This window comes from Sphingomonas sp. Leaf9, assembly GCF_001421355.1.
Taxonomy (GTDB): Bacteria; Pseudomonadota; Alphaproteobacteria; order Sphingomonadales; family Sphingomonadaceae; genus Sphingomonas.
Map to the genome: position 1 here is coordinate 244,643 of NZ_LMKC01000004.1, position 25,518 is coordinate 270,160.

Genomic DNA, 25,518 nt, shown 5'->3' on the forward strand with positions numbered 1-25,518 from the left:
GGGATTTACTCCCGCGTCGTTTTTCTGGGTGACTCCTCCCCGTGCCGGGGAGGACCGCCGCCGCCCCTTACTTCGCCGCGATCGGCAGCGGCACTGCCGGGTCGAGCGGGATCGCCACGCGCTTTGCCCGCTCCTTCTTCGACGGGCCGCCCTTCACCCCGCGGATGATGTCGCCGACCAGCTTGCCGACATCCTTGTATTCGCCCGGTTCCTCGCAGCAGCTGCCCGGATCGATCAGCTTGCCGATCGCGCGGATCGCGAAGACCCCGCCGCCGATCATGTCGACGCCGGTGGTGCAGCCCTCCGACCGGGTGGCGCAGGGATCGGCCGCCGCCAGCGCAGCACCGCGCCCGTCGGCATAGGGATTGGACGCCAGCGGCCGGTCGGGCGGCGTACGTTCTCCGGGCAGCGGAAGGCGCGGGTCACGCGCACCTTCGCCGCACACGACGATTTCGTCGTCCTGCGAATTGCGCCGGCGCGACACGCAAGGGTCGACGAGGATCGAGATACGCTCGGGCGGGGCGTTCAACGGTACGGCGGGCGTGGCGACCTGTCCCAGCAGCACCAGCATGGCATACATCGGCCCGTCTCCCATATCCGCGGCGCATGGCCGATGGCGTGCGTAGCACTTGTCGGGCCCATGGGCGACGGATTAGCGTGAGCCCCATGATCCTGCCGCTCCTGCTGCTCGCCGCCGCCCAGGCCCCTGCCCCGTCCGCACAGGACCGCGCGCGTGCCGAGCGCGTACTGGAGCGCGCGCCGATCATCGACGGGCATAACGACTTGCCGTGGGGCATCCGCGAACATCACCATGCCGCGGTCGAATCGGTCGACCTGACCAAGGACACCAGCCGGATCGACCCGCCGCTGCAGACCGACCTCGCCCGGCTGAAGCGCGGTCATGTCGGCGGGCAGTTCTGGTCGGTGTGGATTCCGGCGACGACCACCGGGCCGCAGGCGGTGGAAACTACGATCGAGCAGATCGATATCGTCCGCCGGATGATCGGTGCGAACCCGACGCGGATGGCGCTGGCGCGCGATGCGGCGGACATGGCGCGCATCGCGAAGAGCGGGCGCGTCGCCTCGCTGATCGGCGTGGAGGGCGGGCACCAGATCGCCGGGCGGCTGTCGGTGCTGCGTCAATATTATAACCTCGGCGTGCGGTACATGACGCTGACGCATACCAAGAGCGTCGGCTGGGCCGATGCGTCGACCGACACCCCGCAGGCGAACGGCCTGACCCCGTTCGGGCGGCAGGTGGTGCGCGAGATGAACCGGCTGGGCATGCTGATCGACATCGCCCATGTGTCCGACGCTACGATGGCGGCGGCTCTGGCGGAATCGAAGGCACCGGTGATCGCGTCGCACTCCAATGCCCGCGCGCTGGCCGACCGGCCGCGCAACATTCCCGACGACCTGCTGCGGCAAATCGGGGCGAAGGGCGGCGTGGTGATGGTCAATGCCTATCCCGCGTTCCTGTCGGCGCAGTGGAACGAGTGGGACAATCGGCGCGGTGCCTATGCCAAGGCGCAGGGGCTGCCCGGCAACCTGTATAACGCACAGGCCCCGGCGGCGATGAAGGCGTGGGAGGCGGCCAACCCCGCCCCGCGGGTAACGGCGGCAACCATGGCCGATCATGTCGAGCATATCGCCAAACTGGCGGGACGCGCGTCGGTCGGCATCGGCGGCGATTATGACGGGATTTCGGGCACCGGGCCGGAGGGGATGGGCGGCGTCGACGGCTATCCGCTGCTGTTCGCCGAACTGGCCCGGCGCGGATGGAGCGACGCCGATCTGGCGGCGCTGGCGCAGGGCAATGTGCTGCGCGTGCTGGGACAGGCCGAGGCGGTGGCGAAGGCGATGGCCGGTGCGCGCCCGGTCGACGCGACCTATCCCTGACAATCCTGACGGCCATTGCGGGACGGCAGGCACCGTCCCGCAATCGCGTCGCGATCAGTCGCGCAGCAAGTCGTTGATGCTGGTCTTGCTGCGGGTCTGGGCATCGACCCGCTTGACGATGACCGCGCAGTACAGCGCGGGCTTGCCATCGCCGCCGCCGATCGATCCGGGCACGACCACCGCATAGGGGGGGACTTCGCCGCGGAAGACTTCGCCGGTCGCGCGGTCGATGATCTTGGTCGATGCGCCGAGGTACACGCCCATCGACAGTACTGCGCCTTCGCCGACGCGCACGCCTTCGGCAACTTCTGCACGCGCGCCGATGAACGCGCCGTCGCCGATGATGACCGGATCGGCCTGCAGCGGCTCGAGCACGCCACCGATGCCGGCACCACCCGAAAGGTGGACGTTCTTGCCGATCTGCGCGCAGCTGCCGACCGTCGCCCAGGTGTCGACCATCGTGCCTTCGCCGACATAGGCGCCGATGTTGACGAAGCTCGGCATCAGGATCGCGCCCTTGCCGACGAATGCGCCGCGGCGGACGATGCTGCCCGGTACCGCACGGAAACCGGCTTCGCGGAAGCGGTGCTCGCCCCAGCCGGTGAACTTGCTCGGCACCTTGTCGAACCAGTTGGTGCCGCCGGGGCCGTCCATGATGGCGTTGTCGTTCAGGCGGAACGACAACAGCACCGCCTTCTTCAGCCACTGGTTCACCTGCCAGCCGCCCTCGACCGGTTCGGCCACGCGCGCCTCGCCCGAATCGAGCAGCGCCAGCGCGGCGTCGACCGCCTCGCGGACCTCACCCTGGGTGTGGACGGTCAGCTCGGCACGGTTTTCCCAGGCGGCGTCGATCTGGGCGGCAAGGTCGGTCATGATTCCTCCACGAAGCGTAGCCACGCGACGATGTCGTGCGTGGTGTAATCGATATGGTCGCGGGCCACCGGCGGCCCCTGTTCGGACCCGTTGTCGACCCAGACCGTCGTCATGCCCACCTGCTTGGCGGGCACGAGGTTGCGCGCCATGTCCTCGGCGAACAGCGCGGTCGTCGGATCGATTTCCCATGCCGCGCAGAGGCCATCATAGGCGCTGGTGTGCGGTTTGGGGCGATAGGCGGTGGCATGGATGTCGTGGATGCCGGCAAAGCTGTCGGACAGGCCGAGCTTTTCGAGCACCCGCCGCGCATAGGGCGCATCGCCGTTGGTGAAGACCAGCTTGCGTCCCGGTAGGCGGGCAAGCAGCCCCGGCAGGTCGGGATCGGGCACCAGCGGCGACAGGTCGATATCGTGAACGAAATCGAGGAAATGATAGGGGTCGACCGACTGTTCGGCCATCAGCCCCGACAGCGACGTGCCGTGGTTGTGGAAATGCATCTTCTGCACCCGATGCGCTTCTTGCGGATCGCAATCGAGCAGGTCGCAGATATACTGCCCCATGCGCGCCTCGACCTCGGCGAACAGGTTGGACGACGCCGGGTACAGCGTGTTGTCCAGATCGAAGATCCAGTCGCGGACATGGGATAGCGCGGGCAGCATCGGGTCGGGGCTGTAGGCGCAGGTTGCGACGCCCGCAAGTTCCTCCCCGGCACGGGGAGGGGGACCAACCGCAGGTTGGTGGAGGGGGTGGCCGCGCAACGCAACCGTCGTGGATGTCGACAGCCCCCTCCACCACCGCTGCGCGGCGGTCCCCCTCCCCGTGCCGGGGAGGATTCAGGCTGCCTCTGTCCCCTCGATCCAGCCGCCGCCAAGCACGCGGTCGCCGGCGTAGAGCACCGCCGCCTGTCCCGGCGCGACGCCATATTCGGGGGCGTCGAATACCAGCCGCTCGCCGTCCAGCCGCGCGGGCACCGGCTTTGCCATCGAACGCACCTTGGCGGTCAGCGGCCCGCCATGGTCGCCGCCGATCCAGTTGATATCCGACAGCCGGGCCGCGCCGACCGCCAGCGCGCTGCGCGGGCCGACCACCAGCCGCTTGGTCGCGGGTTCGAGGCGGACGACATAGAGCGGCTCGGCAAGGCCACCGATCTCCAGCCCGCGCCGTTGCCCGACGGTATAGCCGACCAGGCCGCCATGGCGGCCCAGCACATGCCCTTCGAGGTCGACGATCTCACCGCCCTCCTGTGCCTCGGGTCGCAGCTTGCGGACCAGCGAGGCATAGTCGCCATCGGGGACGAAGCAGATGTCCTGGCTGTCGGGCTTGCCCGCGACGCCCAGTCCCAGTTCGGTCGCGATCTCGCGCACGCGGGCCTTGGGCATCGCGCCCAGCGGAAAGCGCAGGAAGTCGAGCTGTGCCTGGGTCGTCGCGAACAGGAAATAGCTCTGGTCGCGCGCCGGATCGATCGCGCGGTGCAGTTCGGCCCCCGCCGGCCCCATCACCCGGCGGATATAATGGCCGGTCGCCAGGCAGTCGGCGCCGAGGTCGCGGGCAAGCGCGAACAGGTCGGTGAATTTCGGCCCCATGTTGCACTTCACGCAAGGGATCGGCGTGCGCCCGGCCAGATAGGCATCGGCAAAGTCGTCGATCACCGTTTCGCGAAAGCTGCTTTCATGGTCGAAGACATAATGGGCGATGCCCAGCTTGTCGCACACCGCGCGCGCATCGCGAATGTCGCGGCCGGCGCAGCACGACCCGGCCCGCCCGACGGCCGCGCCATGGTCGTAAAGCTGCAACGTGACGCCGATCGTCTCTGCCCCCGTCGCATGGGCGAGTGCCGCCACGACCGAACTGTCGACGCCGCCCGACATCGCGACGACGATCCGCCGCGCGGAAACGGGCGCATCCAGTTGAAATTCACCAAGGTCCATGTGCCGCCAGATAGGCGTTCCCGGCCCCGGTTGCAAAAATCCTGCGCCATTTACCGGACCTTCAACAGTGTCAGCCTATTAGCAGGGTCTAGGCCCTGTTGCTGGATGATGATTTGGATCTGAGCTTTGCCCGTTTCGACCGTGGTTCCACGGTCACCCCCCTGCCGACGGAGCTGGCCGTGCTGCTGGCCGCCGCGACGGGGCGGCAGGCGGCGACGCCGACGGCACGGTTGCAGACCCGGCTGGCATGGAACCGCGCGCCGGTATCCCTGCTCAATCCGGCGGACGGGGCGTTCAATGGGTGGACCGCCGCCTTGCTGCGGGGGTGCGTCGCGCCGGAATACCGGCCCGTCGCGAAGAAGTGGCAGGACACCAGCGGATGAAGACGATGTTTACCTAGCCGTTTTAGCCGATGTTCAACCGCGTTCGCGTATGACCGCGCAAGAAGGTTTCAGGGGAATTTCCCCGGCTCGAGGTCCAGTATGATTGAGAACCACAAGATCCGTCCGGCAAAAGTGATCGGTCCGCTCGGCGAGCCGCTGACGCTCGATTCGCTGCCGCCGCCCGAAACGACCCGTTGGGTCGTGCGTCGCAAGGCGGAAGTGGTCGCGGCGGTCAATGGCGGCCTGCTGAGCGTGGACGACGTGTGCCAGCGCTACAACCTGTCGGCGGAGGAATTCGCCAGCTGGCAGCGCGCGGTCGACCGGTCGGGCATGCCCGGCCTGCGCGTGACGCGGATTCAGCACTATAAATCGCTGTATGAGCGCCAGCAGCGCAAATATTGAGGCGCAGAGTTAAAACGGAGGCGGAACAAGCCAGTCCCTGAAGAGTCTTTCCCTTAGTACGCCCGGTACGAATTTCGCCGGGTTGCAGACAGCAATGGAGGGACGTCTCATGGGTATCATCATCTGGCTGGTCGTTGGTGGCGTGGTTGGCTGGTTGGCCAGCATTGTCATGCGGACGGACGCACAGCAGGGCATCATCCTGAATGTCGTCGTCGGCATCGTCGGCGCGGTCATCGCGGGCTTCGTGACGGGTGCCAACATCAACAACGGCATCACCGTCATGAGCTTCCTGTATTCGCTGCTGGGCGCGATTGTCCTTCTTGCGATCGTGAATCTCGTGCGTCGCGGTTCGGTGCGCTAAGCACCTGCCATCGACCAATACGATCGAACCGGGCCGTCCCTGCTGGGGCGGCCCGTTTTGCGATGGGTCAGCCGCCGGTCAGGTCGGACAGAGCGGCCCGCATCGACACCTGCACGCCGGCGGGATCATAGCAGATCACGCTGTCGCCGGTGCCGGCCAGGCCGAGGCGCAGCAGCTTCGACCCGAACCCCCGCCGCGCCGGCTGGCAGACCACGGGCCCGCCGCGTTCCTGCCACGTCAGCGACAACTGCCCCTCCGCCACGGACCAGTCGAGCGCCACCGTGCCGTCCGCCGTCGACAACGCCCCGTATTTGACCGCGTTGGTGCCCAGTTCGTGGAGGATCAGCGCCAGCGCCAGCGCCGCGCGCGCGCCCAGCGCCACATCGGGACCGGCCAGCGCGATGCGATCGTTGCAGCCGAATACGCCCATCACCTGACCGATGGTGGTCCGCATGTCGGCACCGACCCAGTTGCGTTCGACCAGCACGTCATGCGCGACGCCCAGCGCCTGCAACCGGCGTTCGAACGCATCGAGCGGCGCGCGGTCGACCGATCCGCGCAGCGTCTGCGACGCGATCGCCTGCACCATCGACAGCGTATTCTTCAGCCGATGGGCCAGTTCCTGGATCAACAGGCTCTGCCGCGCTTCCGATTCGACCTGCGCCATGCCGACCTCGACCCGATCGGCGACCTTGCGCAGGAACACGATCTCTTCGCTGTTCCAGCGGCGGGGACCGGCAGTGTGGACGAGGAACGCCGAGACGATTCGCCCGTCGCGGCGGACGGGCACGATCACGAACGCCCCGATCCCCCGCGCCGCCAGCGCATCGGCATGCCCGGCGGTACGCCGGTCGCTCCGCACATCGTCGACCGCGATCGCGTCCCCTTTGGCAAGGGCGTCGGCAAGGTCGCCGAAATCGTCGACCGCCTGCCGTCCGGCCAATGAGGTGCCGCCCTCCGCCGTCCAGTCGGGGCCGATCTCGATCTGGGTGATGCCCGCGTCGATCCGGCCGAAGCCTGCACAGGCGACGTCCAGCGTCCGCCCGGCCAGCGCCGATGCCGCCCGCGCCACATCGGCGACATCGTGACAGTCGCGCAGCGCGTCGCCCAGCTGGATCAGCGCCGACTGCCGCCCCTCCGCCGCGCGATCGAGCGTGATGTCGCGCAGGATCGCGCCGAAGCGGTCGCCATCGATCCGGAAACAATGCCCCCGGAACCAGCGTCCGATCGTGGGCACATGATGGACGAACCCGATCGGCGCGCCGTCCTCCAGCATGCCGTGCAGCCCATCGGCCCAGCGTTCGGGCGCGGCGGGATCGATCTGTCGCCCGGTCGCTGCCAGCATCCGGTCGCGATCGATCCCGGACAGCGCGAACCATGCCGGATTGGCATCGACGAATTGCCAGTCGATCACCCGCCCGTCGGCGTCGCGGATCGCCTCGCCCAGCACGAAGCCGTCGTTGATATTTTCGAACAGGCCCTGCCAGCGGCGTTCGTTGCCCGACAACGCCGCCTCGGTCTCGGCGATGCGGTGCAGCGTTTCGTCCCGCTCCGCCAGCAACCGCCGCAGTTCGAGCGTCGTCACCACATGTCGCGCGAGGCGCAGCAGCATGTCGCGCTGGACCGTGCTCAACCCCTCGGGCCGCGCCACCATGTCGAGCACGCACAGCGTGCCGACCGGCACGCCGTCGCCGATGCGCAGCGGAACGCCCGCGTAGAAGCGGATGTGCGGCTCCCCGAGAACGATGCCGCTCGCACGGGTGCGGGGATCGGCCGACAGATCGGGAATGACCAGAATATCGTCGACGTCCAGCGCATGGGTGCAGATCGCATCGTCGAGCGAGGTTCCGCACAGATCGGTCCCGACCTGCGCGACGAACCATTGCCGATCCGGCGCCAGCAAGGTGACGAGCGCAACCGGCGCTTCGCAGATTTCGGCAGCCAGTCGGGCAAGGTCATCCTGCGCCCCCTGGCCGATCGCCTCGATCAGCCGATAGTCGCGAATCGCGGCAAACCGCCGGTTCGATCCGGTCGTATCGATCGTCGCCCCCATGGTCGCCCTGCCCCTATGGCCATGATCGGGATAGCAATTCCCCCGCCATGGTACAAGGGGCGCACCAAGGTTGGCACGCCCCTTGCTAATTTAGTCCCGTGGCGGGATCAGGCCGTTTCGGCCGCCCGGCTGTGCGCGGCAAAGCTCTTGCGCAGCTTTTGCAGCTTTGGCGGGATGATCGCCAGGCAATAGGGATTCCGCTGCCCCTCGCCGTCCCAATATTCCTGATGATAGTCCTCGGCCGGATACCAGGTCGTCAGCGGTTCGATCGTGGTGACGATCTGCCCGCGCCCTTCGCCCGCACGTTCGATGCCCGCCCGCGCCGCCGCTTCCTGTTCGGGCGAATGCGGGAAGATCGCCGAGCGATACTGGGTGCCGACGTCGTTGCCCTGCCGGTTCAGCTGCGTCGGGTCATGCGTCGCAAAGAAAATGTCGAGCATGTCGTCATAGCTGATGACGGCGGGGTCGTAGGTGACGCGGATCGCCTCGGCATGACCGGTGTCGCCGCCGCACACCTGCTTGTAGGTCGGATGCTCGACCGTGCCGCCGATATAGCCGCTTTCGACCTGTTCGACGCCGATCACGTCGCGAAACACCGCCTCGGTGCACCAGAAACATCCGCCGGCGAAGGTCGCCTGTTCGGTAGCCATTGCGTAATCTCCTTCGGTCGAAGAGATAGGCGCACGAGACAGCGACGCAATCGGGGGTACGGTAATGGGCAAGGTTCTGGTCACGGGCGGCGCGGGCTATATCGGCAGCCATGCGGTGCTGGCGCTGCTCGATGCCGGCCATGCGGTCGTGGTGGTCGACAATCTGGTCACCGGCTTCGACTGGGCGGTCGATCCCCGTGCCGCGCTGGTCGTGGCCGATATCAGCGACGATGCGGCGGTGCGCGCGGCGATGCGCGACCATGACGTGCACGCCATCCTGCACTTCGCCGGATCGGTCGTGGTGCCGGAGTCGGTCGAGAACCCGCTCAAATATTACCGCAACAACACCGCCGCCTCGCGCAGCCTGATCGAAAGCGCCGTCGCCGAAGGGGTGAAGCATTTCATCTTCTCCTCGACCGCCGCGACCTATGGCATCCCCGAGGTCGTGCCGGTGCGCGAGGACAGCCCGAAACAGCCGATCAACCCGTACGGCATGTCGAAGCTGATGACCGAGATCATGCTGGCCGATGTCGCCGCCGCGCATCCGATCAACTATGCGGCGCTGCGCTATTTCAACGTCGCTGGCGCCGATCCGCAGGGGCGCAGCGGCCAGTCGACCGCCGGCGCGACGCACTTGATTAAGGTCGCTGTCGAGGCGGCGACCGGCAAGCGCGCGCATGTCGGCGTCTATGGCACCGATTTCGCGACGCCCGACGGGACCGGGGTGCGCGACTATATCCATGTCAGCGACCTGGCCGACGCGCATGTCCATGCGCTCGACCTGCTGATGGCCGATCCGGGCAAGAGCCACACCATGAACGCGGGCTATGGCCGCGGCTATTCGGTGCTCGAGGTGCTGGATGCGGTCGACCGGGTGACGAACCACACGATCGAGCGCAAGCTGGAGGGGCGTCGCGCCGGCGATCCCGACGCGCTGGTCGCCGACAACAGCACGATCCTCGCCACCCTGCCGTGGCGGCCGCAGCATGCCGATCTCGACCAGATCGTGCGTGACGCGCTGGCGTGGGAGCGCCAGCTGGCGGAACGGCGCAGCGGCTGATCCGGGGCGATGCGCCCCTGCCCTTCGGGTCGGGGTGAAATCGCGCGGCAAAGGGGCTATGTGCGGGCGATGACCGATCCCTTCGACCTGTTCGACCAATGGTTCGCCGAGGCCCGCGCCAGCGAGCCGAATGACCCCAATGCCATGGCGCTGGCCACCGCCGATGCCGCGGGGCACCCCTCGGTGCGGATGGTGCTGCTGAAGGGCCATGGCCGCGACGGATTCGTGTTCTACACCAATCGCGAAGGGCGCAAGGCCGCCGACCTGGCCGCCAATCCCAACGCCGCACTATTGTTCCACTGGAAATCACTGCGCCGCCAGATCCGGATCGAGGGGCCGGTGACGCTGGCGTCGGATGCCGAATCCGACGCCTATTTCGCCTCGCGCGGGCGCGATTCGCAGCTGGGTGCCTGGGCGTCGGACCAGTCGCGTCCGCTGGATGATCGTGCCACGTTCGAGGCGCGCTTTGCCGAGGTGCAGGCGCGGTTCGAAGGGCAGGACGTGCCCCGCCCGTCCTTCTGGGGTGGATACCGGGTGACGCCCCGGTCGATCGAATTCTGGCAGGACCGCGCGCACCGGCTGCACGAACGCCGCGTGTTCACCCCCGGCACCGACGGCAGCTGGAGCGAAGGGCTGCTGTTCCCATGACGGAGACCGAACGCAAGCGGGTGATCCCGCTCGCCACCCGCGCCGCCATCGCGTCGGTGACGATGGCGGTGTTCCTGCTGGGGCTGAAGGGATTTGCCGCATGGCATACCGGATCGGTGGCGATGCTGGGCAGCCTTGCCGACACCGCGCTCGACCTGCTCGCTTCGCTGGTGACGTTGTACGGCGTGCGCCTGGCCGCGACGCCCGCCGATCATGACCACCGTTTTGGCCATGGCAAGGCGGAGGCGCTGGCGGCGCTGTTCCAGGTCATGCTGATCACCGCATCGGCCGCGGGTATCGCATGGCGCGCGATCGCCGCGTTCGGCGCGCCGGGCGAGACGCAGGATGTCGAATTCGGCATCGGCGTGTCGGTGATCGCGATCCTCGCGACCTTTGCGCTGCTGGCGTATCAGAAATCGATCATCGACCGCACCGGATCGGTCGCGATCCGCGCCGACAATGTGCATTATCAGAGCGACCTGTTGCTCAATCTGGCGGTGATCGTGGCGATGGTGCTCGACCAGCTGTTCGGCATTCGCGGCGCCGACCCGGTGATGGGCATCCTGATCGCGCTGTGGCTGGCATGGGGCGCGTTCCAGGCGTCGAGCCAGGCGATCGACCAGCTGATGGACAAGGAATGGCCGGAGGACGAGCGCCATGCGTTCCTCGACGTCGCGGCACGGCAGCAGGGTCTGCGCGGCATCCACGACTTCCGCACCCGTCGTTCGGGCAGCCACGACTTCGCGCAGTTCCATATGGAGGTCGCACGCGACATGACCGTCGCCGAGGCGCATGATGTGGTCGAAGGCGTCGAGCGCGCGCTGCGCCAGGCATTTCCAAAGGTCGAGGTGCTGATCCACCTCGATCCCGAAGGCCATGTCGACACCGACAACCCGCTGGTCGAGGCGGACGTGACCCCGCACTGGTTCGGCAAGCGCGTGGGGAGCCTGTAGCATGACGATGCCGTTCACCGTGGTCGACGCGTTCGCCGACCGCCCGTTCGCGGGCAATCCGGCGGCGGTAATGCTGCTCGACGCCTGGCCCGACGATGCGCTGCTCCAGTCGATCGCGCTGGAGCACAACCTGTCGGAAACCGCGTTTGCGATGCCGGTGGGTGGTGGCGAGGCCGACTATGAACTGCGCTGGTTCACGCCCACCGTCGAGATCGCGATGTGCGGCCATGCCACGTTGGCGAGCGGCCATGTGCTGCTGGGGACACGCGACGCGGTGCGCTTCGCCACGCGCAAGGCGGGCATGCTGATCGTGCGGCGCGAGGGCGATGGCTATACGCTCGACCTGCCGGTGACGCGGGTCGCGGCAGCGCCGGATGCGGCGCTGTTGGCGGCGCTGGGCTGCGATGGCGAGGTATTCGCGAGTGTTGCGGGGGCACAGGAAACCAGCATCATCCTGTTGCCCGACGCGGCGGCGGTGCGTGCCTGTACGCCCGACATGGCGGCGCTGTCGGCATGTCATGTGATGGCGATCGTCACGGCGCCGGGCGATGTCGCCGATGTCGTCAGCCGCGTGTTCGTGCCGGCATGGGGCGTGGACGAGGACCCGGTGACCGGATCGGCCCATGCCGCGCTCACCCCCTTTTGGGCCAAGCGCCTGGGTCGGGACCGCTTCACCGCGTTCCAGGCGAGCGCGCGGGGCGGCCATCTGACCTGCACGCTGGCTGGCGACCGTGCGGTGCTGGGCGGGCGGTGCGTGACGGTGATGCGGGGCGAGCTGTTGCTGTAAGCCGGGCTTGGGGCGGGGAAAGCGGGATTGGGTAGCAATTCGCAACCCGCCACCCATCTATCTCCAATGACCCGCTATTCCATGCTCGATCTTGTCCCCGTCCGGCAGGGGGGCACCCCGGCCGAGGCGCTGGCCGCCGCCGCCGACCTTGCCGCCCATGCCGAGGCGGAGGGCTTTCACCGCTATTGGGTGGCCGAACATCACGGGATGCCCGGCATCGCCAGCGCGGCGACGGCGGTCGTGATCGGTCATATCGCCGCCGCGACGAAGGCGATGCGGGTTGGCGCGGGCGGCATCATGCTGCCCAACCATGCGCCGCTCAGCGTCGCCGAACAGTTCGGCACGCTCGACGCGCTCTATCCGGGGCGGATCGACCTGGGGCTGGGCCGGGCACCGGGATCGGACCAGATCGTCGCGCGCGCGATGCGCCGGACGCTGGACAGCGATCCCAACGCCTTTCCGCAGGATGTGGTCGAACTGCAGAGCTATTTCGCCGATGACGGCCGCACCGGCATTCGCGCGGTGCCGGGCGCGGGGGCGAAGGTCGATCTGTGGATTCTCGGATCGTCGCTGTTCGGTGCGCAGCTGGCGGCGATGCTGGGGCTGCCCTATGCCTTTGCCTCGCACTTCGCACCGGCCGCGCTCGACCAGGCGCTGGAGGTGTATCGCCGCAACTTCACGCCCTCGGCGGTGCTCGACAAGCCCTATGCCGCCGCCGCGTTCAACGTGCTGGCGGCGGACACCGATGAAGAGGCCCGACTGCTGGCCAGTTCGACCGAGCAGATGTTCGTCGCGATCCGCACCGGGCAGCCGATCGAGCTGCCGCCGCCGGTCGCGGGGTATCGCGCGCAGCTTGGCGCGCAGGGCAATGCAGTCCTCGACCATGTGCTGGAATGTTCGGCGATCGGTGGGCCGGAGACGGTTCGCGACGGGCTGGCGAAGTTCATCGCGCGGACGCAGGTGGATGAGGTGATCGTCACCGGCGCGATGTTTGATCCGGCGGCGCGCAAGCGGAGTGCGTCGATCGCGGCGGCGGCGATGCGGGGGCTGTGACCTCCGTCGGTGAGGTTCGAGCCTGTCGATAAGTAGTTACTTCAAACAGGGCGTTCTCGACGGACGCTTCTCGACAAGCTCGAAGCTGCTCGAACCGAACGGGGTGAGGGTTCGGTTACGCCGCCGGCAACCGCAGCCGTACCAGCAACCCGCCCAGATCCTCGCTCTCCTCCAGCGAGGCGGTGCCTTCGTAAATCTCCGCCACATCGCGGACAATCGCCAAGCCGAGGCCGGTGCCGGGCTTGCCCGAATCGAGCCGTACGCCGCGATCGAAGATGCGCAGCCGGTCCGATTCCGGGATGCCGCGCCCGTCATCCTCGACGAGCAGTTCGACGAAGCCGGCATCGGCGCGGGCGGTGACGAACACGCTGCCCCCGCCGTACTTGGCGGCGTTCTCGACCAGGTTGCCGAGGATTTCGTCGAGGTCCTGCCGCTCGATCCGGGCGATCAGGTCCTTCTTGCCGTCCACGTCGATGCGGACATTGGGATAGAGCCGGGCGACGGCGCGCTCGACCGCTTCTACCGACACCCACACATCCGCCCGGCTGTGCGCCGATCCGCGCCGCCCGACCGCGCGGGCGCGCGCGAGGTGGTGGTCGACCTGCCGCCGCATCGTTCGCGCTTCGCGGATGACGGTATCGGCGAGATCGTCCTGCCCGGCGGCCGACGCGTTCATGATGACGGTCAGCGGGGTCTTCAGCGCATGGGCAAGGTTGCCGGCATGGCGCCGCGCCTCTTCGGCCTGCTTGTCGTTATGTTCGACCAGCGCGTTCAGTTCCTCGACCAGCGGCGCGACCTCGGCCGGCATCGATCCCTCGACCCGCGCCGATTGACCGGCACGCAATCGGGCGATGGCGTCGCGCACGGCGCGCAAGGGCAGCAACCCGTACCAGGTCTGCAGCGTCGCCATGACGATCAGCCCCAGACCCAGCAGCGCGAACGAGCGTACCAGCGTCTTGCGCAGCGCCGCGATCAGCCCGTCGAGCACGTCGCGCGATTCGGCGACCTGAAACCGCCAGACGGTCGGCGATCCGGGCAGCGTCAGGTCGCGTTCGACGATCCGCAGCTTCTGCTCCGGAAACGGCCGCGCGTCATAAATATGGACGTCGGTATAGCGCTTGCCGTCGACCGGCAGCTTGCGGTCCCATAGCGAGCGCGACGGCCACGTCTCGTGCCCCGGCCCGCTCACCTGCCAATAGAGGCCGGAATAGGGTTCGAGGAACCGCTGGTCCGACAGCTGGCGATTGAACGTCACCTCGCCGGTCGAATCGATCTCGGCCGAGACAATCAGCGAGTTGAGGAGATATTCGAGACCGTCATCGGTGTTGCGCGTGACCGCCGATACCAGCACCCGGTCGAGCGCGAAGCCACCGCCCGCCAGCAGCAGCATGATCCACAGCGCCGCGACGAGGATCATCCGCCGCGACAGCGATCCCGTCACCCGGACATAGGTGCGCGGGGCAGGATCGGTGCCGCTCGTCATCGCGCCTGCCTCAGTCCTCCGCGCCCGCCGGCTTCGGCGCGCCCGGTTCGTCGAGGCTGTAGCCCAGACCCCGGATCGTCGTGATGACGTCGGCGCCCAGCTTCTTGCGGATGCGCGTCACGAACACCTCGATCGTGTTCGAATCGCGGTCGAAATCCTGATCGTAGATATGTTCGATCAGCTCGGTACGGCTGACGACCTTGCCCTTGTGGTGGAGCAGGTAGGACAGGAGCTTGTATTCCTGCGCGGTCAGCTTCACCGGCTCGCCTGCCCTGGTCACCTTGCCCGAGCGGGTGTCGAGGCGGATGTCGCCCGCCGTCAGTTCGGCCGAGGCATTGCCCGAGGCACGGCGGATCAGCGCGCGCAGGCGGGCGATCAGTTCCTCGGTCTGGAACGGCTTGGCGACATAATCGTCGGCGCCCGCGTCCAGCCCGGCGACCTTGTCCGACCAGCTGTCGCGCGCGGTCAGCACCAGCACCGGGGCGGTGCGCCCCTCCTTGCGCCAGCGGTCGAGCACGGTCAGCCCGTCGACCTCGGGCAGGCCCAGATCGAGGATGATCGCGTCATAGGTTTCGGTCGATCCCAGGAAATGCCCCTCCTCACCATCGGTGGCGAGGTCGACGGCGTAGCCCGCGCCCTCCAGCGTGGCACGCAGCTGGCGGCCGAGATTGGGTTCGTCCTCGACGATCAGGACGCGCATCGGCTGTTCTCCCCTATTCGTTTAACGGCTGCGGCCGGTGACCTGGCCGGTACGGCCGTCGACATCGACCCAGATGACCGCCCCATCGCGCAGGAATTTGAGCGTGTAAATCCCACGATCGGGATCATAGTCGAAGCCAAGATATTGTGCGCCGCGCATCTGCGGCACGACCCGGCGTTCGATCTCACGCAGCGGCAGGATGCGCCCCTCGGCGCGCGCCGCGCGCGCTGCTTCGTGATCGCGCAGCACCTGGTCGGGCAATGCCTGCGCATTACCCGACACCGCCAGCAATCCCAGCACAAGGAACCGAACGATCATCGACATAGGGCGTGGCATAGGGGCAATGCGTTGAACAGCCCGTGAATAGGGCAGACAGGCTGGCGTAACTTGCTTCGTTCGCGACTGCGGCTTACCTGCCACACATGGCTGCACCGATATTGTCCTATGAGGGCCTTGGATTGATCCAGGGCAATGGCTGGTTATTTCGCGGACTCGACATCCATGTCGGGCAGCGGGACCGCCTGGCGCTGATCGGGCGCAATGGCGCGGGCAAGACGACGCTGCTGAAGTTGATCGCCGGGTCGATCGATGCCGACGAAGGGCGTCGGACGATCGTGCCGGGCACGCATGTCGTGCTGCTGGAACAGGACCCCAAGGTCGATGGCTATGCCACGCTGCGCGACTTTGCGCTCAGGGGGCCACGTGCGCCGGCCGAGCATGAGGTCGACGCGATCGCCGACCAGCTGGGCATCGACCTGAACCGTGAGGCCGCAACGGCATCGGGCGGCGAGCGGCGGCGGGCGGCGATCGCGCGCGCGCTGGCCGAGAACCCGGACGTGCTGCTGCTCGACGAGCCGACCAACCATCTCGACCTGTCGGCGATCGAATGGCTGGAGGAATGGCTGAACCGCTATAACGGCGCGTTCATCGTCATCAGCCACGACCGGACGTTCCTGACGCGCCTCACCAAGTCGACGCTGTGGCTCGACCGTGGCGGTATTCGCCGAGCAGAAATCGGTTTCGGCGGGTTCGAGGCGTGGATGGAACAGGCCGCCGCCGAGGAGGAACGCGCCGCCCAACGCCTCGACGCGAAGCTGAAGATCGAGGAGCATTGGCTCCACCGCGGCGTCACCGCGCGGCGCAAGCGCAACATGGGGCGGCTGGAAAAGCTGCACGAACTGCGCGCGCAGCGGGCGGCGATGCAGGGGCCGCAGGGGACCGCCAAGATCCAGGTCGAGGCCGACGATACCAAGACCAAGGTCGTGATCGATGCCGAGCATGTGACCAAGGCGTTCGGCGACCGTACGGTGCTGAAGGACTTTTCGCTGCGCGTGCGGCGGGGCGACCGGATCGGCATCGTCGGCGGCAATGGCGCGGGCAAGACCACGCTGCTGCGGCTGCTGACCGGCGATCTGGAGCCCGACAGCGGCAAGATCATGCGCGCGCAGACGCTGGACGGGATCGTGATCGACCAGCAGCGCAAGCTGATGGCCCCGGAAAAGCGGGTGCGCGACGTGCTGGCCGATGGCGGCGACTGGATCGAGGTCAATGGCTCGAAGAAGCACGTCCATGGCTACCTCAAGGAGTTCCTGTTCGATCCGTCGATCGCCGAGGCGCGGATCGGCACGCTGTCGGGCGGCGAGCGGTCGCGGCTGTTGCTGGCGCGCGAGTTCGCGCGGCCGTCGAACCTGCTGGTGCTGGACGAGCCGACCAACGACCTCGACCTCGAAACGCTCGATCTGTTGCAGGAGGTGATCGGCGACTATGCCGGTACCGTGCTGATCGTCAGCCACGATCGCGACTTCCTCGACCGGACGGTCACGGTGACGCTGGGGATGGACGGCAGCGGCGATGTCGATGTCGTGCCGGGCGGCTATGCCGACTGGGTGGCGAAGCGGCGCGAGCGGACGGCGGCAAAGGTGAAGGCCAAGCCGGTCGAAGTGGCGGCGAAGCCCAAATCGACCAAGATGAGCTACAAGGACCAGCGCGACCTCGACATCCTGCCCGGCCGAATCGAGGAGCTGGAGGCGGCGATCGAACGCGACGAGGCGCTGCTGGCCGATCCGGCGCTCTATACCAAGGACCCGAAGCGGTTCGCGGCGCTGAATGCGCAGATCGAGAAGGCGCGCGCGGAAAAGGATGCGGCGGAGGAGCGCTGGCTGGCGCTGGCCGAGATGGCCGAGGCTTGAAGCTCCGCCCCGGCACGGGGAGGGGGACCAGCCGCAGGCTGGTGGAGGGGGTTATCCGCGTACGTTCCGGTGGTGGAAGCCCCCCTCCACCACCGCTGCGCGGCGGTCCCCCTCCCCGCTCGCGGGGAGGATCTTTAGACCGCCTTGCCGTGCCTTCCCGCCAACTCAGTCACATATTGCCACGCCACCCGCCCCGAGCGGCTGCCGCGCTTCGTGGCCCAGTTGATCGCCTCCTGCGCATCGAACGGCAGGTCGTAGGCGGCGCAGTAGCGCTCGACGATCGCGACATAATGATCCTGGTCGACGACGTGGAAGCCAAGCGACAGGCCGAAGCGGTCGGCCAGCGCCAGCGCGTCGTCGATGCCGTCGCGCGGGTTGATCGCGCTGTCCTGTTCCTTCAGGTCACGCGGCACGAGGTGGCGGCGGTTGGCGGTGACGATCAGCCGGACATTGCCCGGCCGCCCTTCCGCGCCGCCCTCCAGCAGCGAGCGCAGCGCACGACCGTCGGCGGGGGTGTCGAAGCCGAGATCGTCGACGAACACCACGAACGCGCGCGGGACGTCGGCCAGCAGCGCGAACAGGCGCGGGAGCCCGGCCAGCGCATTGGCCGGTGCCTCGACCAGCGCCAGTGCGCCGCCGGTCGCCTGCACCTGCCCGACCGCGGCCTTGACCAGCGCCGACTTGCCGGTGCCGCGCGCACCCCACAGCAGCACGTCATGCGCCGCCGCGCCGCCGGCGAGACGGGCGAGATTGTCGGTTAGTGCGGTCTTTTGCGCATCGATCCCGACCAGCCGGTCGAGCGCCAGCGGCCGGAAGCCCCGCGCAGCGCGCAAACCTACGCCGTCCCAGCCATAGGCGGGATGCGCCAGCGGATCGGCGGCCGGTGGCGGCGGCGGCGACAGGCGTTCGAGGGCGGCGGCGATGCGGATGAGCGGATCGGTCATGGCACCGGCCCTAGCGCAAACGCATCAGGCACGTCATCCCGGCACATGCCGGGGCGACATGCGCGGCCAAGCATCAGCTCCCGGCGATCAACGCCTGTGCCGCGGCCCGGTCGGCAAACGCCGTGTCGCGCAAGGCCGCCTGCGCATTGGCGATGGCGACCGGGCGGTTGCCGGCGGCATCGGCGATCTGTGCCATGTGCCAGCGGATCGCAGCGTCTTGCGGAGCCAGCCGCACCGCCTTCACCGCCAGCGGCACCGCTGCGCCGACATTGTCGCCGGCATAGAGTGTCCAGCCGAGCGCATCCGCCGTCATCGGTTTGGACGGAGCGAGGGCGTAGGCCGCGCTGGCATAGCCCTGCGCCGCCTCCGGCTCGCCCGCGCCGGCATAGGCGAAGGCGAGCAGCGCCAGCAGCGCGGGATCGCGGTCGCCGACGCGTTCGCGCAGGGACTCCAGCGTCTCGATCGCCGCGTCATGCTCGCCCGCCGCGACCTGCCAGTTGCCGAGCAGGCGCAACGCGGCGACATTGCCGGGGTTCTGGGTGAGGAACAGCGAGAGGGTAGCACCGGCCTGATCGCGTTGCCCGGCGCGGTCGCGGGCATCGACCAGCCGCAGCATCGTCGCTTCATCGAAGCGGGTGGTCGCGGCGCGGGCATAGGCGGTGGCGGCATCGGCCATCCGCCCCGCCCCGGCCAGCGCGTCGCCCAGCACCAGCTGCGCCGATGGCGACCCCGGATTGGCATCGGCCAGCGCCTGCGCCGCCGCCAGCGCACCGGCGGCATCGCCACCGGCCGACAGCGCGCGGATATAGGGGAGCGTCGCGCCCGGACTGCCGGGGGCCGCCGCCGCTTCGTTGGCGAGGGTCGCGAGGTTCTCTCCGGTCGCGAACGCGCCCGACCGACCCCGGCGCAGCGCGGCGGCACGGTCGAACAAGGGCGCGGCATTGGTACGGTCGCCGATCCGCTCCAGCGCGCGGGCGGCCAGCAGCAGCGTGTAGCTGTCGGCATCGCCGCGCGAGGCGACCGGCAGGATCATGTCGAACGCCTCGCGCGCCGAATCGCTTTGCAGCAGCGCCAACGCCAGCAGCTTGCGCGCGGTAATATTGGTGGGTTGCCGCGCGACGAGTTCGCGTAAAGGTATCGCCGCCTGCGCCGCTTCGCCGGCGGCAAGGCCGATCGATCCGCTGAGCAGTAGTGCGCCGGGCACACCGGCAAGGCCACGCCCGGCCTTGTCCAGCACGCTGCGCGCGGTCACCAGGTCACCGGCCCGCGCCGCCAGCACCGATTGCAGGTACAGCCCCTGCGCGCTGCCCGGCCGCACCACCATCGCGCGACGCACCGCCGCCAGCATGTCGCGCGCCCGCCCGGCATCGCCCAGCGTCGCGGCATACTCGATCAGCGTGTCATGGGCATAGGGGTCGCGGGCCAACGCCGCCTCGAACCACGGCAGTGCTGCGACCAGCCCATATTGGGTTCGCATCGTCTGCGCCCGCAGCCGGAGCGCGTCGGGTGAGGCGGGGTCGGCGCGCACCGCCGCAGTGCCGGCATTGATCGCGCCGACCATGTCGCCCGCGTCCTGCCGCAGCCGGCCGAGCGCGACCCAGGCAAACGCGTCGCCGGGCGCGGCGGCGACCCGTGCCTCCAGCGTCGACAGCGCGGCGCGGACATCGCCGCTGGCCGCCACCGCCTGCGCACGGATGGTCGTCGCATAGCCGCGATAGCGGGGGAGCGTGCGATCCGCCTCCGCCACCGCGCCCGCCGGATCGCCCTGCAACAGCCGGGCATGGGCATAGAGCTGGTGCGCGCGCGCCGGATCGAACCCGGCCTTCGTCGCGCGGTCGAGCGATGCCTGCGCCCCCGCCCCGTCGCCCAGCGCCAATTGGGTGCGCGCCAGCACCGCCTGCGCAAAGCCCGATGCCGGATCGGCTTCGGTCGCGGCGCGGGCGCGGTCGCGTGCAGCGGTCCAGTGCCCGCCCTGGAACTGCGCCAGCGCCTGCGCGACCTTCGTCCGTGCGTCCGCCGCATCGGCGCGCGCGGGCAGTACGCCGCCGAGCGACGCGAGCGCGACGGCGACGACCGCCAGCCCCCCCGCCCCCAGCAGCGCGCGGATCGAACGGTCAGGGTTGCAGGTCATAGCTCTTCATCAGATCGTAGAGGGTCGGGCGGCTGATGCCGAGCAGGCGGGCGGTGCCCGAGATATTGCCCTGCGCCTGCGCCAGCGCGGAGCGGATGGCGGAACGGTCCGCCGCCTCGCGCACCGCCTTCAGGTTGATCGGGCCGGCGCCCAAGTCGGGGCTGGCGAGGTCGAGGTCGGCGGCGGTCACCGCCTTGCCATCGGCCATGATCGCCGCGCGCTTCACCCGGTTTTCCAGCTCGCGGACATTGCCCGGCCAGCCCCACGCCTCGATCGCGGCCAGCGCGTCGGGGGCGAAGCGTTTCGGCCCCAGCCCCATCTGCGCAGCGTTGCGATCAAGGAAATGGCGCGCGAGCAGCGCGGGATCGCCCGGCCGCTGCGACAGCGACGGGATGCGCACCACGATCTCGGCGAGGCGATAATAGAGGTCCTCGCGGAAACGCCCCTCGGCCACCATCGCGTCGATATCCTGGTGCGTCGCGCACACGATGCGGGTGTCGACGGGGATCGCCTTGCGCCCGCCGATCCGCTCGATCACGCGTTCCTGCAGGAAGCGCAGCAGCTTTACCTGTAGCGACAGCGGTACGTCGCCGATCTCGTCGAGGAACAGCGTGCCGCCCGCCGCCTGTTCGATCTTGCCCTCGGTCATCTTCACCGCACCGGTGAACGCGCCCTTCTCATGGCCGAACAGCTCGCTTTCGAGCAGCGTTTCGGGGATGGCGGCGCAGTTGATCGCGATGAAATTGCCGCGCTTGCGCCGCGATGCGTCATGGACGCCGCGTGCCAGCAGCTCCTTGCCGGTGCCCGATGCGCCGAGCAGCATCACCGAGACGTCGGCCGGGGCGACGCGTTCGATCGTCCGCGTGACCTTCAGCATTTCGGGCGCGGCGGTAATCATGCCGCCGAGTACCGCCTGCCCCTCGATCCGCTCGGCCAGCCGGCGGTTCTCGGCCTCCAGCGCATGGACGTGGAAGGCGCGCGCGACGATCAGGCCAAGCGCGTCGATGTCGATCGGCTTGGCATAGAAATCCCATGCGCCCAGATCGATGGCGCGCAGCGCGCTGGAGCGGTCGCCATGGCCGCTGGCCACCACGATCTTGGTATCGGGCTTCATCGCCAGGATCGCTGCCAGCGTCGCGAAGCCTTCGCTGACGCCATCGGGATCGGGCGGAAGCCCCAGGTCGAGGGTGACGACTTGCGGCTCCTCCGCACGGACGGCGGCGATCGCCGCGTCGCGGTCGCCGGCGACCACGATGTCATAGCCTTCATAGGCCCAGCGCAACTGGCGTTGCAGCCCGGCATCGTCCTCGACGATCAACAGGCATTTGCGTGTCGTCATGCCGCCTGCTCCAGCGTGGGGGTCGCCGCCGCCAGCGTGACGCGGAACCGCGTGCCGCGGCCGGGGTGGCTCTCCACCTCGATCGTGCCGCCCATCGCCTGGGCCAGCTGCCGCGCCTCGAACGCGCCGATGCCGAAGCCGGTGGGCTTCGACGACACGAACGGGCGGAACAGGTCGTCGCGGACGAATTGCTGGGTCATGCCCTGTCCGGTGTCGACCACATCGATCCACACGCGATCGGCGGCATGGCCCAGGACCACGCGCACCGGGTCGCTGCCGCCGGCGTCCAGCGCGTTCAGGACCAGATGGTCGAGCACCTGTTGCAGCCGCGCCGGATCGGCGGCGGCGTGGGCGTCGCGATCGCCCTCGATCGCCACGACGCCGCGCGCGCGGAAGCGTGCGGCCGACTGCGCGGCGATGGTCGCCAGTGCGACGGCGCGTGGTGCCTCCATCCGGGGTGCCTCGCGTTCGGACAGGCGGGCGAGCAGGTCGTTCATCCGCGTGGCGGATTCGTTCAGCGTCGCGACCATGTCGGCGCGAAATGCGGGGTTGTCGGCATGGCGCGGGGCGTTGCGCGCGACGAGGCTCAGCTGGCTCACGATATTCTTCACATCATGCAGGATGAAGGCGAAGCGGCGGTTGAACTCCTCGAACCGCTGCGCTTCGGACAAGGCGGACTGGGCGCGTTCCTCGGCCAGGTAGCTGGCGACCTGTCGCCCGGCGATGCGCAGCAGGTCGAAATCCTCCCAGTCGAGCGCGCGGGCAAGGATCGGCCGGGCGAGCAGGATCGCGCCGATCAACCGCCCCAGATGCGGCAGCGGCACGACCACCCACGCATCGGGATGGGCCAGCATCGCCCCCGGCACCGCCGCCCGGTCGGGATCGTCGGGCCGTTCGCGTAAGGGATCGAGTTCGAGGATGCGCCCGGTCGTGCGCAGATAGGCGGCCAGCCGCGCGCTGCCGTCATCGTCGCCGGGCAGCGCCTGCCCGTCCCAGCACCATGACGCCTGCAGCGCCAGCGTATCGCCATCGGCGACCAGCAGGAGCCCGGCGGGCGCATCGATCAGGTCGCCGACCGCCTTGACCAGTCGTTCGTCGAGCGGGGCGCCGCCCTTCGGCTCGCCCAGCGTTTCGGTGAAGCGGGTCCATTCGGCGCGATAGTCGTAGCGGTGGCGGAACAGGTGCTTGACCAGCTTCACCTTGATCCACGCGCGCAGCCAGCCGGACGAGGCGGCGGTCAGCATCGCGACGGTCGATCCAAAGACGAACGCGGTCTGCGCGATGCGGGCATGGGCACCGCCCAGCACCTCGATCAAACTGGTCGCCATGATCGTGATCGCGAAATAGGCGACGAGGCCGAGCAGCGAGAGGGTGTGGAACGTCGCGGTGCGCGAGAATTGCACCCCGCCATCGCCCGGCCGCGACAGGGCCAGCGCGATCAGCACCGCCATGCCCGCCACCGCCGCGCCGCGCGCCGCGATCAGTTCGGCGGGCGCCCCGCCGACCAGGTAGCTGGCGATGCAGCTGTTGACGTCGATCAGCCAGAACGCCCCCGCCGTCACCAGCACCAGCCGCGTCGCAGCCGAGGTCGTGGTGCGGAACAGGCCGTGCAGCAGCAGCAGCGCGCCGAGCGCCGCCAGCATTCCCAGCACCGTCGCGACATCGCCGATCATGGTGGCGGCGACGGGGTTGCCGGCCGCTGCGCTGATCGAATCGAGCAGCAACGCCGCCACGTCGACGATCATCACCGCGCCGAACGCGAGGGTCCGGCCGAGCGCTTCGCCGCCGCGTTCGCCACTGCGCTGCTGGATCGCGAACAGCAGCGCCAGCCAGCCGAGCGTGCGCAAGCCGCCCAGCAGATGCGTGACCGGATGGCTGTCGGCGATCCCCGCCACCGCCAGCGCCCAGAGCGCCGTCAGCGCCAGCGCGACCGATAGGCCGCGGCGCGGCAGCGCGCCGTCGGCCGCACCGCGCCGCACGGTCCAGAAGGCCAGCCCGCCGAACAGCAGCGCGGCGATGGCATGGCCCCAGACGACGACCCCGGTCAGCATCGCATCACCGCGCCCCACCCGACCAGATCACGACCCGGATCGTCTGGAGCAGGATCAGCAGGTCGAGGAAGGGCGAGTAGTTCTTGGCATAATAGAGATCGTATTCGAGCTTCTGCCGCGCATCGTCCATCGACGCGCCATAGGGATAGTTGATTTGCGCCCAGCCGGTGATGCCCGGCTTCACCATGTGCCGTTCGGCATAATAGGGCAGCTTCTCCTCCAGCGCCGACACGAATTCGGGGCGTTCGGGGCGTGGGCCGACGAAGCTCATCTCGCCGATCAGCACGCTCCAGCATTGCGGCAGTTCGTCGATCCGCGTCTTGCGCAGGATGCGGCCGATGCGGGTGATGCGCGGATCGTTCTTTTCGGCCCAGACCGCCGACCCGGCAGCCTCCGCATCCGTGCGCATCGAGCGGAGCTTCGGGATGTCGAACCCGGTGCTGTAGAGGCCGACACGCCGCTGGCGGTAGAAGACCGGGCCACGGCTATCCAGCTTTACCGCGAGCGCGGCGAGCAGGATCACCGGGAGCGTCAGCGCGAGCAGCAGCAGGCTGGCGGCGATGTCGAACATCCGCTTGAACACGCTCGACACCACCCGCCCCGACGAGAAGCCGTCGGAAAAGATCAGCCACGACGGATTGACGCTGTCGAGGTCGACGCGCCCCGTCTCGCGTTCGAGAAAGGTCGAGATTTCGTTGACGTGCACGCCGGTCGTGCGGATGCGCAGCAGATCCTTCAGCGGCAGCGCGTTGCGCCGCTCCTCCAGCGCCAGCACGACTTCGGACGCGCCCAGCAGCACGACGTGATCGGCAAGGTTGTAGATCGCGTCGCGGGCGATCGCCTCGGGGATCACGCGATTCGCCTCGCTCATCGCGATATAGCCGACGACGACGAAGCCCGCGCCAGGGCGCTGGCCGAGATCCTTCAGCCGCTGCGCCCGCGGTCCCGCGCCCAGCACGATCACCCGCCGCTTGAACGCCTGCCCGCCCAGCAAGGTGCCGGTGACGACGCGCAGGAGCAGCAGCAGCACGGTCGCGAAGCCGACCGCGTAGAGCAGGTTCGATCGCCAGAAGGTGATGCCGGGCGCCAGGAAGAACAGCACCGCGAGGAAGATGACGCCGAGCAGGATCGCGACGATCAGGCGGGCCGCGGCGAACTTCACCGATTGCAGCGCGTCGGTGCCATAGACCCCGACCGCGACCATCGCGACCTCAAGGCTGAGCGCGAAGCTCATCAGCTGGGGCACGCGGGTATGGATGGGATCGATCGCCATGCCGATCTGCATCGCGCGCGTGATCCAGCCGAGTTCGGCGGCGACCAGCAGCGCGCACAGGTCGAGCATGCCGAGCAGCAGCACGGCATGCGGGATATAGTGTTTGAACAGCCGAATCATCGCGGCGATCCCGATACAGGTGTAAGGCAATCCGACACCGACCCGCTATGCCGCCAAAGCGCAAAGAAATACTGAACGCCCGGCGTAACGCCGTTCGCCATTGTTGTTCGATCGCAACAGTCGCTTGGGGCGATCCCGTCTGTTCAGCCGCCGATCACCAACGCGCCGGCATTGTCGCTGTTCGAACGGGAACGGACCAGCGAATCCCCCTTCCCTTCGGCCAACAGCCATCTAGGCT

At 68.5% G+C, this 25,518-nt stretch carries 24 protein-coding genes; 10 read left to right on the top strand and 14 right to left on the bottom strand.

Going from position 1 to position 25,518, the window contains the following annotated elements:
- Positions 1–67: 67 nt before the first annotated feature.
- A complete protein-coding gene (locus ASE58_RS12115) occupies positions 68–580 on the bottom strand; it encodes a hypothetical protein (protein ID WP_055821638.1) in 513 nt (170 codons plus the stop codon).
- Positions 581–666: 86 nt separating this feature from the next.
- Between ASE58_RS12115 and ASE58_RS12120 the strand changes: the two genes are divergently transcribed.
- Entirely contained in the window at positions 667–1,899 is a 1,233-nt protein-coding gene (locus ASE58_RS12120; protein WP_055757536.1) for a dipeptidase, read from the top strand.
- Between the two features lie 54 nt (positions 1,900–1,953).
- Here the strand turns inward: ASE58_RS12120 and dapD are convergent, their stop codons facing one another.
- The 3 genes from dapD to mnmA all read right to left on the bottom strand — a co-directional run bounded on the left by dapD (position 1,954) and on the right by mnmA (position 4,700).
- The gene (dapD, locus tag ASE58_RS12125) at positions 1,954–2,772 is read right to left on the bottom strand and encodes a 2,3,4,5-tetrahydropyridine-2,6-dicarboxylate N-succinyltransferase (protein ID WP_055757534.1); all 819 of its coding nucleotides are present in this window, start codon (positions 2,770–2,772) and stop codon (positions 1,954–1,956) included.
- A complete protein-coding gene (locus ASE58_RS12130; RefSeq protein WP_055821642.1) occupies positions 2,769–3,431 on the bottom strand; it encodes a pyrimidine 5'-nucleotidase in 663 nt (220 codons plus the stop codon). Before ASE58_RS12130 ends, dapD begins: the two co-directional genes overlap by 4 nt.
- 174 nt (positions 3,432–3,605) lie before the next feature.
- A complete protein-coding gene (mnmA, locus tag ASE58_RS12135; RefSeq protein ID WP_055821644.1) occupies positions 3,606–4,700 on the bottom strand; it encodes a tRNA 2-thiouridine(34) synthase MnmA in 1,095 nt (364 codons plus the stop codon).
- A 113-nt stretch (positions 4,701–4,813) separates the two neighbouring features.
- Between mnmA and ASE58_RS12140 the strand changes: the two genes are divergently transcribed.
- The 3 genes from ASE58_RS12140 (at position 4,814) to ASE58_RS12150 (ending at position 5,846) form a co-directional block, all read left to right on the top strand.
- Positions 4,814–5,083 carry a hypothetical protein gene (locus ASE58_RS12140; protein WP_200909355.1) on the top strand — a complete coding sequence of 90 codons (270 nt, stop codon included), beginning with the start codon at positions 4,814–4,816 and terminating at the stop codon, positions 5,081–5,083.
- Between the two features lie 99 nt (positions 5,084–5,182).
- Positions 5,183–5,485 carry a CtrA inhibitor SciP gene (gene sciP / locus ASE58_RS12145; RefSeq protein WP_055757528.1) on the top strand — a complete coding sequence of 101 codons (303 nt, stop codon included), beginning with the start codon at positions 5,183–5,185 and terminating at the stop codon, positions 5,483–5,485.
- Positions 5,486–5,594: 109 nt separating this feature from the next.
- Positions 5,595–5,846 (top strand): GlsB/YeaQ/YmgE family stress response membrane protein, encoded by a 252-nt coding sequence (locus ASE58_RS12150; RefSeq protein ID WP_055757526.1) that lies wholly within the window; start codon positions 5,595–5,597, stop codon positions 5,844–5,846.
- Positions 5,847–5,913: 67 nt separating this feature from the next.
- Here ASE58_RS12150 and ASE58_RS12155 read toward each other — a convergent pair whose 3' ends face one another.
- Both ASE58_RS12155 and msrA read right to left on the bottom strand, forming a co-directional pair.
- Complete coding sequence (locus ASE58_RS12155; RefSeq protein WP_055821647.1) at positions 5,914–7,899, bottom strand: GAF domain-containing protein; 1,986 nt, start codon at positions 7,897–7,899, stop codon at positions 5,914–5,916.
- A gap of 107 nt (positions 7,900–8,006) precedes the next feature.
- Positions 8,007–8,549, bottom strand: coding sequence for a peptide-methionine (S)-S-oxide reductase MsrA (gene msrA, locus ASE58_RS12160; protein ID WP_055821650.1), 543 nt, complete (start codon positions 8,547–8,549; stop codon positions 8,007–8,009).
- A 64-nt stretch (positions 8,550–8,613) separates the two neighbouring features.
- On the opposite strand from msrA, the gene galE reads away from it, so the two are divergent.
- From galE to ASE58_RS12185, 5 genes are all read left to right on the top strand, one after another.
- Positions 8,614–9,609: a UDP-glucose 4-epimerase GalE gene (galE, locus tag ASE58_RS12165; RefSeq protein ID WP_055821652.1), complete on the top strand. Its 996-nt coding sequence runs from the start codon at positions 8,614–8,616 to the stop codon at positions 9,607–9,609.
- Between the two features lie 69 nt (positions 9,610–9,678).
- Entirely contained in the window at positions 9,679–10,257 is a 579-nt protein-coding gene (gene pdxH / locus ASE58_RS12170) for a pyridoxamine 5'-phosphate oxidase (protein ID WP_055821654.1), read from the top strand.
- A complete protein-coding gene (locus ASE58_RS12175) occupies positions 10,254–11,210 on the top strand; it encodes a cation diffusion facilitator family transporter (protein ID WP_055757515.1) in 957 nt (318 codons plus the stop codon). Before pdxH ends, ASE58_RS12175 begins: the two co-directional genes overlap by 4 nt.
- Position 11,211: 1 nt before the next feature.
- Positions 11,212–11,997: a PhzF family phenazine biosynthesis protein gene (locus ASE58_RS12180; protein WP_055821657.1), complete on the top strand. Its 786-nt coding sequence runs from the start codon at positions 11,212–11,214 to the stop codon at positions 11,995–11,997.
- A 66-nt stretch (positions 11,998–12,063) separates the two neighbouring features.
- Entirely contained in the window at positions 12,064–13,050 is a 987-nt protein-coding gene (locus tag ASE58_RS12185) for an LLM class flavin-dependent oxidoreductase (protein WP_055757511.1), read from the top strand.
- Positions 13,051–13,165: 115 nt separating this feature from the next.
- Here ASE58_RS12185 and ASE58_RS12190 read toward each other — a convergent pair whose 3' ends face one another.
- Genes ASE58_RS12190 through ASE58_RS12200 form a run of 3 tightly spaced genes read right to left on the bottom strand, consistent with a single transcriptional unit; the run spans position 13,166 to position 15,557 of the window.
- A complete protein-coding gene (locus ASE58_RS12190; protein ID WP_055757510.1) occupies positions 13,166–14,533 on the bottom strand; it encodes a sensor histidine kinase in 1,368 nt (455 codons plus the stop codon).
- 10 nt (positions 14,534–14,543) lie between these two features.
- Positions 14,544–15,233, bottom strand: a complete 690-nt coding sequence (locus tag ASE58_RS12195) for a response regulator transcription factor (RefSeq protein WP_055757508.1) — start codon at positions 15,231–15,233, stop codon at positions 14,544–14,546.
- A gap of 21 nt (positions 15,234–15,254) precedes the next feature.
- Positions 15,255–15,557, bottom strand: a complete 303-nt coding sequence (locus ASE58_RS12200) for a hypothetical protein (protein WP_156347720.1) — start codon at positions 15,555–15,557, stop codon at positions 15,255–15,257.
- A gap of 98 nt (positions 15,558–15,655) precedes the next feature.
- On the opposite strand from ASE58_RS12200, the gene ASE58_RS12205 reads away from it, so the two are divergent.
- Positions 15,656–17,422 (top strand): ABC-F family ATP-binding cassette domain-containing protein, encoded by a 1,767-nt coding sequence (locus ASE58_RS12205; protein WP_055757503.1) that lies wholly within the window; start codon positions 15,656–15,658, stop codon positions 17,420–17,422.
- A 134-nt stretch (positions 17,423–17,556) separates the two neighbouring features.
- Here the strand turns inward: ASE58_RS12205 and ASE58_RS12210 are convergent, their stop codons facing one another.
- The 5 genes from ASE58_RS12210 to ASE58_RS12230 all read right to left on the bottom strand — a co-directional run bounded on the left by ASE58_RS12210 (position 17,557) and on the right by ASE58_RS12230 (position 25,280).
- Complete coding sequence (locus tag ASE58_RS12210; RefSeq protein ID WP_055757500.1) at positions 17,557–18,366, bottom strand: DUF815 domain-containing protein; 810 nt, start codon at positions 18,364–18,366, stop codon at positions 17,557–17,559.
- Between the two features lie 73 nt (positions 18,367–18,439).
- A complete protein-coding gene (locus ASE58_RS12215; protein WP_055821660.1) occupies positions 18,440–20,497 on the bottom strand; it encodes a tetratricopeptide repeat protein in 2,058 nt (685 codons plus the stop codon).
- Positions 20,481–21,836, bottom strand: a complete 1,356-nt coding sequence (gene prsR, locus ASE58_RS12220; RefSeq protein WP_055821664.1) for a PEP-CTERM-box response regulator transcription factor — start codon at positions 21,834–21,836, stop codon at positions 20,481–20,483. The genes ASE58_RS12215 and prsR overlap by 17 nt, the downstream gene beginning before the upstream one ends.
- Entirely contained in the window at positions 21,833–23,887 is a 2,055-nt protein-coding gene (prsK, locus tag ASE58_RS12225) for an XrtA/PEP-CTERM system histidine kinase PrsK (protein WP_055822385.1), read from the bottom strand. Before prsK ends, prsR begins: the two co-directional genes overlap by 4 nt.
- Positions 23,888–23,891: 4 nt before the next feature.
- Complete coding sequence (locus tag ASE58_RS12230; RefSeq protein ID WP_055821667.1) at positions 23,892–25,280, bottom strand: TIGR03013 family XrtA/PEP-CTERM system glycosyltransferase; 1,389 nt, start codon at positions 25,278–25,280, stop codon at positions 23,892–23,894.
- Positions 25,281–25,518 lie beyond the last annotated feature (238 nt).

What these genes read in the sequence shown, in the direction of transcription:
- ASE58_RS12115 (WP_055821638.1), bottom strand. Translation starts at nt 580, where the DNA reads ATGTATGCCATGCTGGTGCTGCTGGGACAGGTCGCCACGCCCGCCGTA.
- ASE58_RS12120 (WP_055757536.1), top strand. Translation starts at nt 667, where the DNA reads ATGATCCTGCCGCTCCTGCTGCTCGCCGCCGCCCAGGCCCCTGCCCCG.
- dapD (WP_055757534.1), bottom strand. Translation starts at nt 2,772, where the DNA reads ATGACCGACCTTGCCGCCCAGATCGACGCCGCCTGGGAAAACCGTGCC.
- ASE58_RS12130 (WP_055821642.1), bottom strand. Translation starts at nt 3,431, where the DNA reads ATGCTGCCCGCGCTATCCCATGTCCGCGACTGGATCTTCGATCTGGAC.
- mnmA (WP_055821644.1), bottom strand. Translation starts at nt 4,700, where the DNA reads ATGGACCTTGGTGAATTTCAACTGGATGCGCCCGTTTCCGCGCGGCGG.
- sciP (WP_055757528.1), top strand. Translation starts at nt 5,183, where the DNA reads ATGATTGAGAACCACAAGATCCGTCCGGCAAAAGTGATCGGTCCGCTC.
- ASE58_RS12150 (WP_055757526.1), top strand. Translation starts at nt 5,595, where the DNA reads ATGGGTATCATCATCTGGCTGGTCGTTGGTGGCGTGGTTGGCTGGTTG.
- ASE58_RS12155 (WP_055821647.1), bottom strand. Translation starts at nt 7,899, where the DNA reads ATGGGGGCGACGATCGATACGACCGGATCGAACCGGCGGTTTGCCGCG.
- msrA (WP_055821650.1), bottom strand. Translation starts at nt 8,549, where the DNA reads ATGGCTACCGAACAGGCGACCTTCGCCGGCGGATGTTTCTGGTGCACC.
- galE (WP_055821652.1), top strand. Translation starts at nt 8,614, where the DNA reads ATGGGCAAGGTTCTGGTCACGGGCGGCGCGGGCTATATCGGCAGCCAT.
- pdxH (WP_055821654.1), top strand. Translation starts at nt 9,679, where the DNA reads ATGACCGATCCCTTCGACCTGTTCGACCAATGGTTCGCCGAGGCCCGC.
- ASE58_RS12175 (WP_055757515.1), top strand. Translation starts at nt 10,254, where the DNA reads ATGACGGAGACCGAACGCAAGCGGGTGATCCCGCTCGCCACCCGCGCC.
- ASE58_RS12180 (WP_055821657.1), top strand. Translation starts at nt 11,212, where the DNA reads ATGACGATGCCGTTCACCGTGGTCGACGCGTTCGCCGACCGCCCGTTC.
- ASE58_RS12185 (WP_055757511.1), top strand. Translation starts at nt 12,064, where the DNA reads ATGACCCGCTATTCCATGCTCGATCTTGTCCCCGTCCGGCAGGGGGGC.
- ASE58_RS12190 (WP_055757510.1), bottom strand. Translation starts at nt 14,533, where the DNA reads ATGACGAGCGGCACCGATCCTGCCCCGCGCACCTATGTCCGGGTGACG.
- ASE58_RS12195 (WP_055757508.1), bottom strand. Translation starts at nt 15,233, where the DNA reads ATGCGCGTCCTGATCGTCGAGGACGAACCCAATCTCGGCCGCCAGCTG.
- ASE58_RS12200 (WP_156347720.1), bottom strand. Translation starts at nt 15,557, where the DNA reads ATGTCGATGATCGTTCGGTTCCTTGTGCTGGGATTGCTGGCGGTGTCG.
- ASE58_RS12205 (WP_055757503.1), top strand. Translation starts at nt 15,656, where the DNA reads ATGGCTGCACCGATATTGTCCTATGAGGGCCTTGGATTGATCCAGGGC.
- ASE58_RS12210 (WP_055757500.1), bottom strand. Translation starts at nt 18,366, where the DNA reads ATGACCGATCCGCTCATCCGCATCGCCGCCGCCCTCGAACGCCTGTCG.
- ASE58_RS12215 (WP_055821660.1), bottom strand. Translation starts at nt 20,497, where the DNA reads ATGACCTGCAACCCTGACCGTTCGATCCGCGCGCTGCTGGGGGCGGGG.
- prsR (WP_055821664.1), bottom strand. Translation starts at nt 21,836, where the DNA reads ATGACGACACGCAAATGCCTGTTGATCGTCGAGGACGATGCCGGGCTG.
- prsK (WP_055822385.1), bottom strand. Translation starts at nt 23,887, where the DNA reads ATGCTGACCGGGGTCGTCGTCTGGGGCCATGCCATCGCCGCGCTGCTG.
- ASE58_RS12230 (WP_055821667.1), bottom strand. Translation starts at nt 25,280, where the DNA reads ATGATTCGGCTGTTCAAACACTATATCCCGCATGCCGTGCTGCTGCTC.